The 15619-nt window shown below is 75.8% G+C and carries 17 protein-coding genes and 2 tRNA genes; 9 read left to right on the forward strand and 10 right to left on the reverse strand.

What is annotated here, in order from left to right; genetic code table 11:
* Positions 1-4: 4 nt before the first annotated feature.
* Positions 5-1030 carry an ABC transporter ATP-binding protein gene (locus HNR08_RS01150; protein ID WP_146836297.1) on the reverse strand — a complete coding sequence of 342 codons (1026 nt, stop codon included), beginning with the start codon at positions 1028-1030 and terminating at the stop codon, positions 5-7.
* Positions 1031-1104: 74 nt separating this feature from the next.
* Here HNR08_RS01150 and HNR08_RS01155 point away from each other — a divergent pair, with 74 nt between their 5' ends.
* Genes HNR08_RS01155 through HNR08_RS01165 form a run of 3 tightly spaced genes read left to right on the forward strand, consistent with a single transcriptional unit; the run spans position 1105 to position 3608 of the window.
* On the forward strand, positions 1105-1821 hold the full coding sequence (locus HNR08_RS01155; RefSeq protein WP_146836294.1) for an ABC transporter permease: 717 nt from the start codon (positions 1105-1107) through the stop codon (positions 1819-1821).
* A gap of 3 nt (positions 1822-1824) precedes the next feature.
* Positions 1825-2607 (forward strand): ABC transporter permease, encoded by a 783-nt coding sequence (locus HNR08_RS01160; protein ID WP_146836291.1) that lies wholly within the window; start codon positions 1825-1827, stop codon positions 2605-2607.
* Positions 2604-3608, forward strand: coding sequence for a glycine betaine ABC transporter substrate-binding protein (locus HNR08_RS01165; protein ID WP_146836288.1), 1005 nt, complete (start codon positions 2604-2606; stop codon positions 3606-3608). The genes HNR08_RS01160 and HNR08_RS01165 overlap by 4 nt, the downstream gene beginning before the upstream one ends.
* Before the next feature lie 101 nt (positions 3609-3709).
* Here HNR08_RS01165 and HNR08_RS01170 read toward each other — a convergent pair whose 3' ends face one another.
* The gene (locus tag HNR08_RS01170) at positions 3710-5194 is read right to left on the reverse strand and encodes a dihydrolipoyl dehydrogenase family protein (protein WP_146836285.1); all 1485 of its coding nucleotides are present in this window, start codon (positions 5192-5194) and stop codon (positions 3710-3712) included.
* 208 nt (positions 5195-5402) lie between these two features.
* Between HNR08_RS01170 and HNR08_RS01175 the strand changes: the two genes are divergently transcribed.
* Positions 5403-5615 (forward strand): hypothetical protein, encoded by a 213-nt coding sequence (locus HNR08_RS01175; protein WP_146836283.1) that lies wholly within the window; start codon positions 5403-5405, stop codon positions 5613-5615.
* A gap of 77 nt (positions 5616-5692) precedes the next feature.
* Here HNR08_RS01175 and HNR08_RS01180 read toward each other — a convergent pair whose 3' ends face one another.
* The 4 genes from HNR08_RS01180 to HNR08_RS01195 form a co-directional block, all read right to left on the reverse strand.
* Entirely contained in the window at positions 5693-7195 is a 1503-nt protein-coding gene (locus HNR08_RS01180; RefSeq protein ID WP_246803022.1) for a GH1 family beta-glucosidase, read from the reverse strand.
* Positions 7196-7338: 143 nt separating this feature from the next.
* Positions 7339-7411 (reverse strand) — tRNA-Lys (locus HNR08_RS01185).
* 77 nt (positions 7412-7488) lie between these two features.
* Complete coding sequence (locus HNR08_RS01190; RefSeq protein ID WP_146836280.1) at positions 7489-7776, reverse strand: hypothetical protein; 288 nt, start codon at positions 7774-7776, stop codon at positions 7489-7491.
* An 88-nt stretch (positions 7777-7864) separates the two neighbouring features.
* Entirely contained in the window at positions 7865-8161 is a 297-nt protein-coding gene (locus HNR08_RS01195) for a GroES family chaperonin (RefSeq protein ID WP_146836335.1), read from the reverse strand.
* 129 nt (positions 8162-8290) lie between these two features.
* Between HNR08_RS01195 and bcp the strand changes: the two genes are divergently transcribed.
* From bcp to HNR08_RS01210, 3 genes are all read left to right on the forward strand, one after another.
* The gene (gene bcp / locus HNR08_RS01200; protein WP_146836277.1) at positions 8291-8758 is read left to right on the forward strand and encodes a thioredoxin-dependent thiol peroxidase; all 468 of its coding nucleotides are present in this window, start codon (positions 8291-8293) and stop codon (positions 8756-8758) included.
* A gap of 29 nt (positions 8759-8787) precedes the next feature.
* Positions 8788-8870 (forward strand) — tRNA-Leu (locus HNR08_RS01205).
* 578 nt (positions 8871-9448) lie between these two features.
* Positions 9449-10672 carry a methyl-accepting chemotaxis protein gene (locus HNR08_RS01210; protein ID WP_146836274.1) on the forward strand — a complete coding sequence of 408 codons (1224 nt, stop codon included), beginning with the start codon at positions 9449-9451 and terminating at the stop codon, positions 10670-10672.
* Between the two features lie 61 nt (positions 10673-10733).
* On the opposite strand, the gene trxA is transcribed toward HNR08_RS01210, so the two are convergent.
* A complete protein-coding gene (gene trxA, locus HNR08_RS01215) occupies positions 10734-11105 on the reverse strand; it encodes a thioredoxin (RefSeq protein ID WP_146836272.1) in 372 nt (123 codons plus the stop codon).
* A 132-nt stretch (positions 11106-11237) separates the two neighbouring features.
* On the opposite strand from trxA, the gene HNR08_RS01220 reads away from it, so the two are divergent.
* Both HNR08_RS01220 and HNR08_RS01225 read left to right on the forward strand, forming a co-directional pair.
* Positions 11238-11792, forward strand: a complete 555-nt coding sequence (locus HNR08_RS01220; protein ID WP_146836269.1) for an NUDIX hydrolase family protein — start codon at positions 11238-11240, stop codon at positions 11790-11792.
* A gap of 11 nt (positions 11793-11803) precedes the next feature.
* Entirely contained in the window at positions 11804-12472 is a 669-nt protein-coding gene (locus HNR08_RS01225; protein WP_246803021.1) for a Pr6Pr family membrane protein, read from the forward strand.
* Positions 12473-12497: 25 nt separating this feature from the next.
* On the opposite strand, the gene HNR08_RS01230 is transcribed toward HNR08_RS01225, so the two are convergent.
* The 3 genes from HNR08_RS01230 to rph are packed head-to-tail and all read right to left on the reverse strand — an operon-like array spanning position 12498 to position 15566.
* A complete protein-coding gene (locus tag HNR08_RS01230) occupies positions 12498-14114 on the reverse strand; it encodes an ATP-binding cassette domain-containing protein (RefSeq protein WP_246803020.1) in 1617 nt (538 codons plus the stop codon).
* A 7-nt stretch (positions 14115-14121) separates the two neighbouring features.
* Positions 14122-14754, reverse strand: a complete 633-nt coding sequence (rdgB, locus tag HNR08_RS01235) for an RdgB/HAM1 family non-canonical purine NTP pyrophosphatase (RefSeq protein WP_146836266.1) — start codon at positions 14752-14754, stop codon at positions 14122-14124.
* Positions 14751-15566, reverse strand: coding sequence for a ribonuclease PH (gene rph / locus HNR08_RS01240; protein WP_146836263.1), 816 nt, complete (start codon positions 15564-15566; stop codon positions 14751-14753). The genes rdgB and rph overlap by 4 nt, the downstream gene beginning before the upstream one ends.
* Positions 15567-15619 lie beyond the last annotated feature (53 nt).

The following is a 15619-nucleotide window of genomic DNA, read 5'->3' on the forward strand; positions in this document are numbered from 1 at the left end:
CAGACTACCCACGCGCCCCGGCGGACGGCTCCGGTTCGGCGACGGCCGGCCCCCGCTCCTGCGCGTCGTCCACGAGGCGGTGCAGCGCGGCGAGCAGGCCCGCGGCGTCGAGCTCCCCCACCACCGCGCCGCCGTCCCGGACGGGCACGCGCCCCGACGGCTCGGCGGCCAGGGCGGCGAACGCGGCATCCAGGGGGTCGCCGACGCGCAGCGTCGACGCGTCGGGGGCGGGCGCTCCCCCGGCCGGCCGCAGGTCGCGGCGCTCGACGGCGCCGAGCGCGAGCAGCCGGACCCCGGCCCCGGTGCCGACGAGGTCGGCGACGGCGGCGCTCGCGGGCGCGGCCAGCAGCCGGACCGGGTCGGAGAGCTGCTCGAGCCGGCCGCCCCGGCTCAGCACCGCGACGCGGTCGGCGAGCCGCACGGCCTCGTCCACGTCGTGCGTGACGAGCATCACCGTCGTGCCGAGCTCCTGCTGGATCCGGCGGAACTCCCCCTGCAGCCGCCGCCGGCCGACGGGGTCGACCGCGCCGAACGGCTCGTCCATGAGCAGCACGGGCGGGTCGGTCGCCAGCGCCCGGGCCACGCCGACGCGCTGCCGCTCGCCGCCCGACAGCTCGTGCGGGTAGCGGCGGGCGTACCGGCCGGGCTCCAGCCCGACGAGCTCGAGCAGCTCCCCGGTCCGCGCGCGGGTGCGGGCACGGTCCCAGCCGAGCAGCCGCGGGACGGTGCCGACGTTCTGCTCGACGGTGCGGTGCGGGAACAGGCCGACGTTCTGGATGACGTAGCCGATCCGCCGGCGCAGCGCGACGGCGTCGACGTCGGTGACGTCCTCGCCGTCGAGCAGGATGCGGCCCGACGACGGCTCGACCAGGCGGTTCGCCAGCCGCAGCGTCGTCGACTTGCCGCACCCCGAGGGCCCGACGAGCGCGAGCAGCTCGTGCTCCTGCACCTCGAGCGAGAGGTCGCCGACGGCCACCGTCCCGTCCGGGTACTCCTTGCGCACGTGCTCGAACCCGATCGCCGTCGCCATGGCGACGACGCTACCCGCGGCCACCGACACACGCCGGGCCGCGCGTGTCGGTGGTGGCCGGTAGCGTCGAGCGGGTGACAGGACCCCTGACCTCGGCCGCCACCGGCGCGCTCGCCACCGTGGCGGGCGACCCGGCCGCGAACCCGTGGCTGTCCTGGGACTACGTGCAGCGGAACTGGGGCGACATCAGCCGGGCGCTGGAGCAGCACGCGAGCCTGACCGTCCAGGCGGTGCTCATCGCCTGCGCCGTGGCGCTGCCGCTCGGCATGCTCGCGCACCTGCGGCCCCGGCTGGCCGCGCCGATCGTCGGCACCACCGGCGTGCTGTACACGATCCCGTCGCTCGCGCTGTTCACGGTGCTCGTGCCCTGGACCGGGATCGGCCGGACGCCGGTCCTCGTCGGGCTGGTCGTCTACGCGCTGCTCGTGCTCGTCCGGAACGTGCTGGTCGGGCTCGGCGGCGTCGACGAGAGCGTGCGGGACGCGGCCCGGGGCCTCGGGTACGGCCGGCTGCGGCTGCTGCTGACCGTCGAGCTGCCGAACGCGCTGCCGGCGATCATCACGGGCATCAGGCTCGCCACGGTGACCACGGTCGCCCTCGTCACCGTCGGCGTCGTCGTCGGGTACGGCGGGCTGGGCAACCTCATGTTCCGCGGCTTCCGCAACAACAAGTACCACGCGGAGATCCTCACGGCGACGCTGCTGTGCCTCGCGCTCGCGCTGGTGCTCGACCTCGTGCTCTGGCTGATCGGGCGCGCGGTGACGCCCTGGGCGCGCGGACGGGAGGCCTGAGCGGTGGACGTGCTGCAGGACGCGGTCGCGTGGCTCAACGACCCGCTGAACTGGACCGGCCGGGACGGCGTGCTCGCGCTCACCGCGGAGCACCTGCGGATCAGCGGGCTGGCCGTGCTGCTCGCCGCGCTGGTGGGCCTGCCGACCGGCATCTGGCTCGGCCACCGGCGGCGCGGCGGCGCGCTCACGGTCGTGCTCTCGAACACCTCGCGCGCCCTGCCGACGTTCGCGCTGCTGACGATCTTCGCGTCGACCGGGCTGTTCGGCGCCACGGCGACCGTGCTCGCGGTGGCGGTGTTCGCCGTGCCGCCCATCCTCAGCAACACGTTCACCGGGCTGATGGAGGTCGACGGCGACGTGCGCGACGCCGCCCGCGGCGTGGGCATGTCCGGCGCGCGGTCACTCGCGCTCGTCGAGCTGCCGCTCGCGCTGCCGCTGGTCGGCGCCGGGCTGCGGACCGCCACCACGCAGGTGCTGGCGACGGTCCCCCTGGCCGCCCTGGTCGGTGGCACCAGCCTGGGCTCGATCATCGTGCAGGGCATGGCCCTGCAGCGGTACGGCCAGGTGGTCGCCGGGGCCGTGCTGGTCGCCGGGCTCTGCCTGGTCGTCGAGGCCGTGCTCGCGCTCGTGCAGCGCGCCCTGACCCCCGCGCCGATGCGCGCGGCCGCCCGGCGCCGGCGCCCGTCGTCGGCCGCAGCGGTTGCCGACCCCCCGGATCGCCGGTTCCATGAGCGGCGCGATCCCGTCCGTGTGCCCGACACCCCGAGAACAGAGGAACGCACATGAACCTCCGTCGAACCACCCTCCCCGCCGCGGCGGCCGGGATCCTGCTCCTCGTCGCGGCGTGCGGCGACCCCGGCTCGGGCGGCGGCACCGCGGACCCGACCTCGGGCGGCGACGCCTCCGGCGCGGTCTGCGAGCCGGTGGCGGGCGACCAGCTCGTCGTCCTCGAGGACGACCAGGGCCTGCAGAACGCCGACAACGTCATCCCGGCCGTCAACGCGGCGGCCGCCCAGGCCGACCCGGGCCTGATCCCGCTCCTGGACACGGTCTCCGAGGCCCTGGACACGGACAAGCTCATCGCGCTGAACAAGGCCGTCGACATCGACCGGCAGACCTCCTCCGAGGCCGCCGCCCAGTTCGTCGAGGACGAGGGCCTGGCCGCGGCCGACACGTCGGCGGGGACCGGGAAGAGCGTCGTCGTCGGCGCCGCGAACTTCTCCGAGAGCGCGACGCTCGGCGAGATCTACGCCGCCGTGCTGCGCTCCGCCGGGTACACCGCCGAGGTGCAGACCATCGGCAACCGCGAGACCTACCTGCCGGCCCTGCAGAGCGGCCAGATCACGCTCACGCCCGAGTACGCGGCGACGCTGGCGGAGTTCCTCAACACGAGCGCCAACGGGCCGGACGCCGAGCCGGTTGCCAGCTCCGACCCCGACGCGACCGTCGAGGCCCTGACGACGCTCGGCACGGACGCGGGCCTGACGTTCGGCGCGGTCTCCGCGGCGCAGGACCAGAACGCGTTCGCCGTCACGTCGGCGTTCGCCGAGGAGCACGACGTCGCCACGCTGTCCGACCTCGCGACGGCGTGCGGCGGCGGCCTGGTGCTGGCCGGGCCGGCGGAGTGCCCGGAGCGGCCGTTCTGCCAGCCGGGCCTCGAGGAGACCTACGGGCTGACGTTCACCGAGTTCCGGTCGTACGACTTCGGCCTGATCGGCGACGCGGTGCGGCAGGGCGAGGCCTCGATCGGGCTGGTGCTGTCGAGCGACGGCTCGCTCGCGAGCTGACGCCGAGCGCGGCTCCCGCACCACGACGACGGGGCGGGCCGGACGGGGACCACTCCGCGCCCGGCCCGCCCCGTCCTCGCGTCCGAGGCCCGGGCGCGGCCCTACAGCCCCGCCGACTCCAGCAGCCGCAGCCAGACCTCGCTCACCGTCGGGTACGCCGGCACCGCGTGCCACAGGCGGTCCAGCGGCACCTCCCCCACGACGGCGACGGTCGCGGCGTGCATCAGCTCCGCGGCGTCCGGCCCGGTGAACGTCGCCCCGACGATCACGCCCCGCGCGTCGTCCAGCACGAGCTGCGCCGTCCCGGCGTACCCGTCGGCCGCGACCGACGCCCCCGCCACGGACCCGATCGCGTACTGCACCGTGCGCACGCCGATCCCCGCGTCCCGCGCCTCCCGCTCGGTCCGGCCCACCCAGGCGACCTCGGGCCGGGTGAACACGACCTGCGGCACGGCGGCCGCGTCGGCGCTGGCCCGGTACCGGGTCCACGGCCGCGCACCGGTCTCGGACCCGGCAGCCGCGTCGTCGCCCGAGTACCGCGCCGCCACCACGTCGCCGGCCACCCGGGCGTCGTACTTCCCCTGGTGGGTGGTCGCGGTGCGTCCCGTGACGTCCCCGACGGCGAACAACCAGCCCCCGTCGACGCCGGGCACCTGCAGCGCGTCGTCGACAGCGAGCGCCGCGCCGGGCTCCAGCCCCAGCACCTCCAGCCCGAGGTCGGTCGTCCGCGGACGCCGTCCGGTCGCGACCAGCACCTCGTCGGCGTGCACCTCGTCGTCCCCCTGCGGCCCCGTCACGCTCAGGTGCACGCCGGCCTCGTCGCGGCGCACCGACGTCGCGGAGGTGCCGAACCGGAGGTCGACGCCGAGGTCGCGCAGGCCGGTCGCCACCTCGTCGGCCGCGAACGGCTCGGAGCCCGTGAGCACGCGGTCGCCGCGCACCAGCAGCGTCACCTCGGCGCCGAGGTCGCGGTAGGCGACGGCCATCTCGACACCGACCACGCCGCCGCCGAGGATCGCGAGCCGCGCGGGCACGTCCTTCACGGCCGTGGCCTCCCGGGAGGTCCACGGCTGCGCCTCCGCGAGGCCGGGGACCGGCGGGATCACCGGCTCGCTCCCGGTCGCGAGGACGACCGCGTGCCGCGCGGTCACCCGGACGTCTCCGTCCTCGGTCTCGACCAGCAGCGTCCGCGCGCCGGTGAACCGCGCCGTGCCGCGGAGCAGCGCGATGCCGGTGGAGTCGAGCCACTCGACCTGGCCGTGGTCGTCCCAGTGCGACGTGAACTCGTCGCGCCGGGCGAGCACCTGCTGCGGGTCCGGCGTCCCGGACACCAGCTCGGCGGCGCCCGGGACCGCACGCGCGGCCGCGAGGACCGCGCCGGGGCGCAGCAGCGCCTTGGAGGGCATGCAGGCCCAGTAGGAGCACTCGCCGCCGACGAGCTCGTGCTCGACGACGGCGACCGAGAGGCCGAGCCGCCCCGCCCGGTCGGCGGCGTTCTCGCCCACGGCCCCGGCGCCGACCACCACGACGTCGTACGTGACGGCCCCCGGGTCGCCAGACCCGGGCTGCTGGCTGTCCTCGCTCATGTGCTCGCTCCGTTCTTGGGGTGCGCGGTCGCTCCATCGTGGCCTGCCGGCGGCGGGACGGCAGGTCGGCGGGACGGCATGTCGACGGGCAGGACGACCAGCGCGCGTCGGACGGCGATCAGGTGAACTGAGCCGTCGCCGGACCACACCCGGGTGAAACTGCCCCGTTCCCCTGTGCCGACCCTCCTGCCGGTGGGACCTTTGTCCCATGGAACCGGACGAGTGGCGGATCGACGTCACGGACGCAGACATCCGCGCCGCCAAGCGCGAGTGGGTCGCGGCCCGTGACGGAGACGCGACCGACGCCGAGGTGGCGCGGCGGTACGAGGTGCTGCGCCTGCTCGTCCACGCCCAGGCCCAGCAGCTCGCGGACGACGTCCGCGCCCGCGCCGGCCGCGCCCGCACCCCCGACGCGGACTGACGAACCCCGGCTCACCGAGACCGCAGGATCCGCCGGCTCGGGGCGCCCGTGCGCCGACGGATCCTGGCGTCCCGGCGTCAGGAGGCCGGCGGGACGGCGTTGTCCGCGATGACCTGCTGGTAGAAGCGGAAGCTGTCCTTGGGCGTGCGCTCCTGGGTGTCGAAGTCGACGCCGACGATGCCCCAGCGCTGCTCGTACCCCTCGCCCCACTCGAAGTTGTCGAGGAACGACCACACGTAGTGCGCCTCGAGCGGCACCCCGTCGGCGACGGCCCGCGCGGCCTGCTGGAAGTGCGTGCGCAGGTACTCGGTCCGGTAGGGGTCGTCGGTGGTGAGCGCCGCGGACTCGTCCGGGATGCCGTTCTCCGTGAGCAGCAGCGGGATCGCGGGGTACTCGTCGCGCAGCCGGGTCAGCAGGTCGTAGAGGCCCTCGGGCCAGATCTGCTGCCAGGACGCCGCCGACGTCGGGTGGATGGTCACCTGCGCGCCGGTGGTCGCCACGCCGGTGACGCCGTAGTACTGGATCGCGAGCAGGTCCGACGGGGTGCTGATGGTCTCCATGTCCCCGTCCTCGATCAGCGCCTCGAACCGGCTGGGCTCGGCGGGGACCTGGCCCGCGAGGATCCCGATCGCGTCGTCGGGGTACGAGCCCGTCAGCACGGGGTCGAGGAACAGCCGGTTCTCCGCGGCGTCCACCCGGGTGGCGGCCTCCTCGGCGCCCTCCAGCGGGTACACCGGCAGCAGGTTCAGCGCGATCCCGATCCGCCCGTCCGCCCCGGCGTCGCGGAACCGCTGCACCGCGAGCCCGTGCGCCAGCAGCTGGTGGTGCACCGCCGTGACGGCGGTCTGCGGGTTCTTCAGGCCGGGCGCGTGCGCGCCGTACCAGTGGCCGACGTAGGCGTGGGTCTTCGGCTCGTTGATGGTGAACCAGTCCGCCCCGGTGTCGCCGAGGGCGTCAACCATGATCCCGGCGTAGTCGGCGAACCGCTGCGCCGTGTCCCGGACCGCCCAGCCCCCGGCGTCCTGCAGCGCCTGCGGCAGGTCCCAGTGGAACAGCGTGATGGCCGGCCGGATGCCCGCGTCGACGAGCCCGTCGACGAACCGGCGGTACCAGTCGAGCCCGACCTGGTTCACGTCGCCGGAGCCCGTCGGCTGCACGCGCGGCCAGGACACCGAGAACCGGTAGGACCCGATCCCGAGCTCCGTCATGAGCCGGATGTCGTCGGCCCACCGCCGGTAGACGTCGGCGCCGGGGTCGCCGGTGGCGCCCGAGCGGATCTTGCCGGGGGTGGCGCAGAAGGTGTCCCACACGGACGGGCCGCGGCCGTCCGCGGTGGTGGAGCCCTCCACCTGGAAGGCCGACGTCGCCGCGCCCCAGGTGTATCCCGCGGGAAAGGTCAGGGGCGCCGACGGGGGCGCCCAGGCGCTCGGTGCCGGGTCGGGGGCGGGGGTGGACGAGCAGCCGCCGAGCAGCACCGCGCCGGCGGCGGCCGCGCCGAGACCCAGGGCGGTCCGGCGGTCGAGGACGGGGCCGGCGAAGCGCGCGCCGGCGGGGACGGGGGGACGGGACAGGGACGACACCGGACGCTCTCCTTCGAGGTCAGCGGGTGTGGGAGCGCTCCCGCACACGAGTGCGCCCCAGCGTAGCGGCAGGGGATGCGGCGGCGGGGGCGAAAACGACGAAGGCCCCGGCTGGTGTCTCCACCGGCCGGGGCCTCCCGCTGTGCGCCATCAGGGACTCGAACCCCGAACCCGCTGATTAAGAGTCAGCTGCTCTGCCAATTGAGCTAATGGCGCGCGATTGAGAACGCTAGCACCGCCCCCGCCCGGAACGCGAATCCGATCCGCCCTCCACGGCCCCGCAGTGGCGCACGTCACGCCGGGTGCGGGTCCACGGCGGCGTCGGGGTCGGCGGGGACGTCGTCCTCCGCGCGGGGCTCGGGGCGCGCGGGGGCGGCGTCGTCCTCCCACCAGGCGTCCTCCGGCAGCCCCTCGGACTCGAGGATGGCGTCCGACCGCGGCTCGGCCACGGCCAGGTCCGCCAGCAGGGTCAGCGGCACGTGCTCCGCCAGCAGGTCCATCACGACCGCCGCCGCGTCCTCCTGCGCCGCAGGCTCGCCGGCACCCTCGCCCCGGTCCGGCCGCGCCTCGTCGTCCCTCACGTCCACTCCCCCGAGCTCGTTCCTGGCGACCATGGGAACACCCGTCCCGCGGGCGCGCAACAGTGCCGGGACGGCGGGTCGTGCCTGCTCAGAGGTACAGCCCGGTGCCCTGCCCGTCGCCGCGCGGCTCGGCCACCGCGTGCACGTCCTTCTCGCGGAGCAGCAGGTAGGTCCGGGCCTCCAGCTCGACCTCGGCGCGCTCGTCCGGGTCGAACAGCACCCGGTCCCCGACGGTCACCTGGCGGACGTGCTGGCCGACCGCGACGACGGCGCCCCAGGTCAGCCGCTTGCCGACCGCGGCCGTCGCCGGGATGACGATGCCCGCCGTGGACCGGCGCTCGGACGCGTCCTGGTCGAGCTGCACCAGCAGGCGGTCGTTGAGCATCCGGATGGGCAGCTCGGGGCGGGCGGCGGGGGTCTCGGGGCGCTGTGCACTCACCCGCCCGACGGTACTGCGTCGGCGGTGCGACGTACGCTGGCGGCGCCCACCCCACCCGCAGACGCAGGAGACGCCATGCCCCGCCTCGCCGCCGGCGACACCGCCCCCGACTTCACCCTCCCGACGGCCGACGGCGGCTCCGTCACCCTGTCGGACCTCCGGGGGCAGCACGTGGTCGTGTACTTCTACCCGGCCGCCGGCACGCCGGGCTGCACCAAGCAGGCCTGCGACTTCCGGGACTCGCTGGCGTCGCTGCAGGCGCACGGCTACCGCGTCGTGGGCGTCTCCCCGGACGCCGTGCCCGCGCTCGCCCGGTTCGCCGAGGCCGAGGACCTGACCTTCCCGCTCGCGTCCGACCCCGACAAGGCCGTGCTCGAGGCCTGGGGCGCGTGGGGCGAGAAGTCCCTGTACGGGAAGACCGTCACGGGCGTGATCCGCTCGACCGTCGTCGTCGACCCCGAGGGCACCGTCGAGCTCGCGCAGTACAACGTCAAGGCCACCGGCCACGTCGCCAAGCTGCGGCGCGACCTCGGCATCGACTGAGCGCCGGCGTCTGGCACAGTAGCCAGCGCGCGGGAGTGGTGTAACGGCAGCCACGCCAGGTTTAGGTCCTGGTGCCCGGAAGGGCGTGCGGGTTCGACTCCCGTCTCCCGCACTCCCCCGTCCGCGGGAGGCGGTTCACCCGCCCGAACCGCTCACCACCCGGATGCGCCGGTCGACACGGGCCCGTCCGGGTGACCCGTCGCCCGTCCGCTCAGACCGCGCGTCACCCGCTCGACAGGGAGGCGGGACGTCCGACGACGTCCGACGCGGGCGAGGACGGCCGCGGTGGCACGACGAGAGGCCGACGATGACGGCGACGATCGCGACGGAACCGGACGAGGCGACGGCGGCGGTGGAGCCGCAGCCGGCCCCGCGGCGGCGCGGGATGGGCTTCACGGGGAAGATCCTGCTGACCGTGTCGACCGCGGTCGCCATGACCGGCCTCCTGGGCTGGATCTCGATCCTCACGCTGTGGCAGAGCACCGCCCGGACCGAGCAGATGTACGCCGACCACGTCGCCGGGCTGGTGCTCGCCAGCCAGGTGGCGTCGCACCTCAGCGGCGCCCAGGCCATCGGCAGCGACATGCGCGCCGCGCAGGAGGACGGGGACCCGTTCCGCGCGTCCGCGCTGGCCGACGACCGGGGCGCCGCGATCGGCGAGCCCTCGCCGCGCTCGACGAGTACACGGCGATGCCCGACCTCACCGACGAGCTCACCTCGATCGCCGCGGACGTCCGCGAGGCGCTCGGCATGTACCGCGACCTCGCCGGCTCCAGCCAGGGCGCGGACACCGCCGCACGGGAGGCGGCGAACCGGGTGGACGAGCTCATCGACGCCCAGGCGAGCACCGCCGAGGAGGCCGCCCGGGCGGCGACCGCGGCCGGCGACCGCAGCGTGCAGCTCGAGTTCGCGGCGCTCGCGATCGCCGCGGTCCTGCCGGCCGTGACCGGCGTGGTGGTGGCGCGGCGCCTCAGCCGGCGGCTGAACCGGGTGGCCGACGCCGCTCAGGCCCTGGCAGGCGGCGATCTCACGGTGACCAGCGGCGTCACCGGCGCCGACGAGATCGGCCGCACCGCCGCCGCGCTCGACCACGCCACCGCGGCGCTGCGCGAGACGGTGTCCGGCATCGTCGGGACCGCGCAGACGGTCGCCCAGGCCGCCGGCCGGCTGGACCGGTCCGCGCACCAGGTGGTGTCCACGGCCGACCGGACCTCCGAGCAGGCGGGCGTCGTCGCCGGAGCCGCCGAGCAGGTGAACCGCGACGTGCACACCGTGGCCGCCGGCGCCGAGCAGATGGGCGCGAGCATCCGGGAGATCGCCCGCAACGCCTCCGAGGCAGCCGGCGTGGCCGGGCAGGCGACCGCGGTGGCCGCCCGGACCAACGAGCAGGTCACCCGGCTCGGCACGTCCTCGGCCGAGATCGGCAACGTGGTCAAGGTCATCACGAGCATCGCCGAGCAGACCAACCTGCTCGCCCTCAACGCGACGATCGAGGCAGCCCGGGCCGGCGAGGCGGGCAAGGGCTTCGCCGTCGTGGCCGGCGAGGTCAAGGAGCTGGCCCAGGAGACCGCGAAGGCGACCGAGGACATCGCGCGCCGCGTCGAGGCCATCCAGGCCGACACCGACGGGGCCGTCGCCGCGATCGGGGAGATCGGGCAGATCATCGCCCGGATCGACGACTACCAGACGACGATCGCGTCCGCCGTCGAGGAGCAGACCGCGACGACGTCGGAGATGACCCGGTCCGTCGGGGACGCCGCGACCGGGTCCGGTGAGATCGCCGCGACGATCACCGGGGTGGCCGACGCGGCCGCGGGCAGCACCGAGGAGCTCGGCCGGATGGGCGAGTCGATCGCCGACCTCGCTCGCATGGCCGAGGAGCTCACGACCCGCGTGGCGCAGTTCCGGCACTGACACGACCGCGGCCCCGCACCCTCGGGGGTGCGGGGCCGCGGCGCGCTCGGTGCGCGGGGGCTCAGTTCTGCGCGGCCCCGGCGGCCGCGATCTGCGCGCGGACGTCGTCCATGTCCAGCGCCTTGACCGCGTCGACGACCTGCTCCAGCGCCGGCGCCGGCAGGGCACCCGCCTGGTTGAACACGAGGATGCCCTCGCGGAACGCCATCAGGGTCGGGATCGACGTGATCTGCAGCTCGGCAGCCAGCTGCTGCTCGGCCTCGGTGTCGACCTTGGCGTGCACGACGTCGGGGTGCTGCTCCGACGACTGCTCGAAGATCGGTCCGAAGCGCTTGCACGGGCCGCACCAGTCGGCCCAGAAGTCCACCAGGACGATGTCGTTCTCGCTGATCGTCTTCTGGATGCTCTCGGCCGTCAGCTCGGTCGTGGCCATAACGCCTCCTGTTGTCGGGTTGACGCCAGTAGAGCGCCCGGAACCGTTCCAGTATTCCCGGCCGCACCACCGTCCGCGCGCCCGGGCGCGTCGGGGTGGGCTCCCAGGCCGGTCGCGGGGTAGAACTGCCACGTGACCGACACCGCCGACCTGCCCCGCGAGCCCGAGCGCCCCTCCGGCTGGCTGAGCCCCGAGGGGATCGCCGCGGCCCGCCGCTCGCTGCCCCTGCTGTACGTGGACGCCATCCCGGTGCGCGTCGACGACTCGGGCGACGTCGTCGCCGTGGGGCTGCTGCTGCGCGTCACCCCGGAGGGCGTGATGTCCCGGGCGCTGGTCTCCGGGCGCGTCATGTACCACGAGCGGGTGCGGGACGCGCTGCTCCGGCACATCGAGAAGGACCTGGGCCCGGTCGCGCTGCCGCAGGTCCCGCCGACGCCGCAGCCGTTCACCGTCGCCGAGTACTTCCCCACCCCGGGCGTGACGCCGTACCACGACCCCCGGCAGCACGCCGTGTCGCTGGCCTACGTCGTGCCGGTGACCGGCGACTGCCGGCCGCAGCAGGACGCGCTCGACCTGGCCTGGCTGACGCCCGAGGAGGCGTGCAGCGAGCAGGTGCAGGTCGAGATGAACGGCGGCCAGGGCCTCCTGCTGCGGCAGGCCATGGCGCACGTCGGCCGGATGCCCTGAGGCCGGCCCCGGTGAGTGCCGCCGCGCCGGCCCGCCCGCTGGTCGCGCTCGCGGCGGGAGCGGGCGTCGCGACCGAGCTGGTGCGCGCGCTGGTCGAGGACCCGGGGGACGCCGGCACGACGGGCGAGCGCGTGGTCCGGCTGCTGTCCTACTTCACGATCCAGTCGAACGTGCTCGTGCTGGTCGCGTCCGCGCTGCTGGCCGGCCGGCCCGCGCGCGCCGGCCGGGTCGTGGCCGTGCTGCACCTGGACGCGCTGCTGTGCATCGCGGTCACGGGCGTCGTCTACCACGCGGTGCTCGCCGGCGCCGGGCTGCCCCTCACGCCGAGCGGCGCGGTGGCGAACCTGCTGCTGCACACCGTCGCGCCCGTCGGCGCCTGGCTGGCGTGGCTGCTGGTCGGTCCGCGGCCGCGGTTCGGCGGCGCGACCGTCGGGTGGGCCGTCGTGTTCCCGCTGACCTGGATCGCGTACACGTTCCTGCACGGGGCGGCGAGCGGCTGGTACCCGTACCCGTTCCTCGACGTCGGAGCGATCGGGTACGGCGCGGCGGCGTTGAACACGGCGGTCGTCGCGGCCGGCTTCCTCGTGCTCGCGGCGCTCGTGCGGCTGCTGGAGCGGGTGCTGCCGGGGACGCCGCGGGTGCCGAGCGCCGCGCCGGGGCCCGAGGCGCCCGCCGTCTGACGGCGGGCCCGGCCGGCGCGGCACCTCAGAGCTCGATCGCCGGCCAGTCCGCGAGGTCCACCCGCATCGCCCGGTCGTGCGTCGCCACCACCACGGCCGCCGAGGTCAGCCGCAGCGCCTCGGTCAGCTCGTCGACGAGCGCGATCGACAGGTGGTTGGTCGGCTCGTCCAGCACGAGCACGTGCGGCGCGGCCACCAGCGCGGCCGCGAGCTCGAACCGCCGGCGCTGCCCGACCGACAGCTCGCGCAGCGGCCGGTCCAGGTCCTCCTCCTCGAGCAGCCCGAGTGCGGCCACCGGGAGCACGTGCGCCGGGTCGAGCGCGCCGGAGCCGAGCAGGTCCAGCGCGCGGCGGGCGGCGGCCTCGAACCCGGTCATGGCCAGGCGCGCCGGGCTGTCGTCGTCCTGCACCAGCACGCCGAGCCGCACCCCGTCCGCCACCGACCGGTGCCCCCGGTCGAGCGCGACCTGCCCGGTCAGGGCGCCCAGCAGGGTGGACTTGCCCGACCCGTTGGGGCCGGTGACCAGCAGCCGGCCGGCGGGCGGGAGGTCGACCCGGACACCGGGCAGGTCCAGCCGCCCCGTGACGCGCGGCGCGCGCAGCTCCAGCAGTGGTCCGCCGCGGTAGTCCGCGGGCAGGCTCGGCAGGTCCGGGAACGTCAGCGCGGGCGGCGGCACGGGCACCTCGACGGCCTCGGCCTCGAGCTTCTGCACCAGCCGGTCGGCGGCCTTGACGTGGATCCGGGCGCGGGTGGCGCGGCGGTGCTTCTGGGAGCCCTTCGCGGGGCGCCACTCGTCGGACAGGCCCTCGTAGGACGCGTCCAGCCGCTCGGCCAGGCGAGCCGCCCGCTTGCGCTCCTGGGCGTACCGGGCGCGCCAGCGCCGCAGCGCCTGGTCCTTCTGGAACCGGTAGGTCGCGTACCGGGTCGCGCCGTACAGCACCGGCCGCCCGTCCATCGACGGGTCGAGGTCGAGGATCGCCGTCATCACGTCGTCCAGCAGCCGCCGGTCGTGCGTGACGATGACCACCACGCCGGGCCACTGCTGCAGCTGGGCGGTCAGGTACTCGATGCCACCGACGTCGAGGTGGTTCGTCGGCTCGTCCAGCAGCAGCACGTCCGCCCGCTCGGCGACGTGGCACGCCAGCCGCGCCCGGTACGCCTCGCCGACGCTGAGCGTGTCCAGGCGGCGCGCCGGGTCGCGCGGCGCGCCGAACCGGGTCAGCGCCTCGTCCACCCGGCGGTCGACGTCCCAGGCCGCGAGCCGCTCCGCCGCGGCCAGCGCCTCGGTGAGCGCCGCGAGGTCGCCCCGCTCGTGGTCGAACGCCGCGACGGCCGCGTCCAGGCGCTCAGCGGCCTCCCGGACGTGCCGCTGCGTGCGGCGCACCAGGTCGCCGACCGTCGCGCCGGGGGCCACGTCGAGCTCCTGCTGCACCACGGACACGGACCCCGCCCGGCGCACCTCGCCGGACGTCGGCAGCAGGTCCCCGGCCAGCAGCCGGAGCAGCGTCGTCTTGCCCGCGCCGTTCTCCCCCACCACGCCGACGCGGTCGCCGGCGGACGCGGACATGCCGACCGCGTTCAGCACCGGGCGGCCCGGGTAGCCGAACGTCAGGGCGTCCGCGACCAGGTGGACGTCGGCCACGGGCGCCTCAGCCGTCCCGCGGGCCGCCGAGCGCGGCGACGATCGCGGGCACCAGCGCGCGGAACGCCTGGCCGCGGTGCGAGATGCGGTTCTTCTCGGCCGGCTCCAGCTCCGCGCACGTCCGGGTGTCGCCCTCGGGCACCAGCACCGGGTCGTAGCCGAAGCCGTGGCTGCCCCGCGGGGCGGTCGCGAGCGTGCCGGGCAGGTGCCCGAGCTCGACGTGCTCGACCCCGTCCGGGGTGACCAGGGCCGCCGCGCACGTGAACCGCGCGGCGCGGTGCTCCGGGGAGATGTCCGACAGCTGCGCGAGCAGCAGGTCGAGGTTCGCGCGGTCGTCGCCGTGCCGGCCGGACCAGCGCGCCGAGAAGATGCCCGGCGCCCCGCCGAGCACGTCGACCGACAGGCCGGAGTCGTCCGCGACCGCGGGCAGGCCGGTGTGCCGGGCCAGCGCGCGCGCCTTGATCAGGGCGTTCTCGGCGAAGGTCACCCCGTCCTCGACCGGCTCGGGCGCGCCGACGTCGCGCGCGCCGACCACGGAGTCCGGGTCCAGGTCCGGCAGCGCCGGGACGAGGATCGCCCGCAGCTCGCCGACCTTGTGGGCGTTGTGGGTGGCGAGGACCAGGCGGGCCGGGCCGGTCACGCGCGCACCGCCGAGCCGCCGCGCACCGTCACCGGGGCGTCGCCCGGCAGGGCCAGCACCTCGGCCTGCACGCGCGCCAGCTCCGACGTGCCGACCAGCGCGAGGTCCAGCAGCGCGTCGAGCTCGGCGCGGTCGAACGGCGCGTGCTCCGCGGTGCCCTGCACCTCGACGAAGTGCCCGGACCCGGTGACGACGACGTTCATGTCGGTCTCGGCGCGCACGTCCTCGACGTACGGCAGGTCCAGCACCGGCCGGCCGTCCACGATGCCGACGCTGACCGCCGCCACCGAGTCGCGCAGCACGGTGCGCTTCCGGTCGACCTGCTTCTGCGCGACGCCCCACGCCACCGCGTCCGCGAGCGCCACGTACGCGCCCGTCACGGCCGCGGTGCGGGTGCCGCCGTCCGCCTGGAGCACGTCGCAGTCCAGCACGATCGTGTTCTCGCCCAGCGCGGCGACGTCCACGACGGCGCGCAGCGACCGGCCGATCAGCCGGGAGATCTCGTGCGTGCGGCCGCCGATCTTCCCGCGCACCGACTCGCGGTCCGAGCGGGTGCTCGTCGAGCGCGGCAGCATCGCGTACTCCGCGGTCACCCAGCCCTCGCCGGAGCCCTTGCGCCAGCGCGGCACGCCGGCCGTGAAGGACGCGACGCACAGCACCTTCGTGCCGCCGAACTCCACCAGGACGCTGCCCTCGCCCGCGTCGAGGTACCGGCGGGTGATCGAGATCGGGCGCAGCGCGTCCGGGGCGCGGCCGTCGGCGCGCGGGGCGGTCGCGGGCGCGGCGGACGAGGTCGGGGAGTCGGTGGTCATGCCCCCGAGGGTAGCCCGGCCCGGGGACACCCCCCGGCCCGCCGCCCGCCACC

The organism is Cellulomonas hominis, assembly GCF_014201095.1.
Classification (GTDB): domain Bacteria; phylum Actinomycetota; class Actinomycetes; order Actinomycetales; family Cellulomonadaceae; genus Cellulomonas; species Cellulomonas hominis.

Coding starts and splice junctions, on each gene's coding strand:
- HNR08_RS01150 (WP_146836297.1), bottom strand. CDS start 1,030: ATGGCGACGGCGATCGGGTTCGAGCACGTGCGCAAGGAGTACCCGGAC.
- HNR08_RS01165 (WP_146836288.1), top strand. CDS start 2,604: ATGAACCTCCGTCGAACCACCCTCCCCGCCGCGGCGGCCGGGATCCTG.
- HNR08_RS01170 (WP_146836285.1), bottom strand. CDS start 5,194: ATGAGCGAGGACAGCCAGCAGCCCGGGTCTGGCGACCCGGGGGCCGTC.
- HNR08_RS01175 (WP_146836283.1), top strand. CDS start 5,403: ATGGAACCGGACGAGTGGCGGATCGACGTCACGGACGCAGACATCCGC.
- HNR08_RS01195 (WP_146836335.1), bottom strand. CDS start 8,161: ATGCTCAACGACCGCCTGCTGGTGCAGCTCGACCAGGACGCGTCCGAG.
- bcp (WP_146836277.1), top strand. CDS start 8,291: ATGCCCCGCCTCGCCGCCGGCGACACCGCCCCCGACTTCACCCTCCCG.
- HNR08_RS01210 (WP_146836274.1), top strand. CDS start 9,449: ATGCCCGACCTCACCGACGAGCTCACCTCGATCGCCGCGGACGTCCGC.
- trxA (WP_146836272.1), bottom strand. CDS start 11,105: ATGGCCACGACCGAGCTGACGGCCGAGAGCATCCAGAAGACGATCAGC.
- rph (WP_146836263.1), bottom strand. CDS start 15,566: ATGACCACCGACTCCCCGACCTCGTCCGCCGCGCCCGCGACCGCCCCG.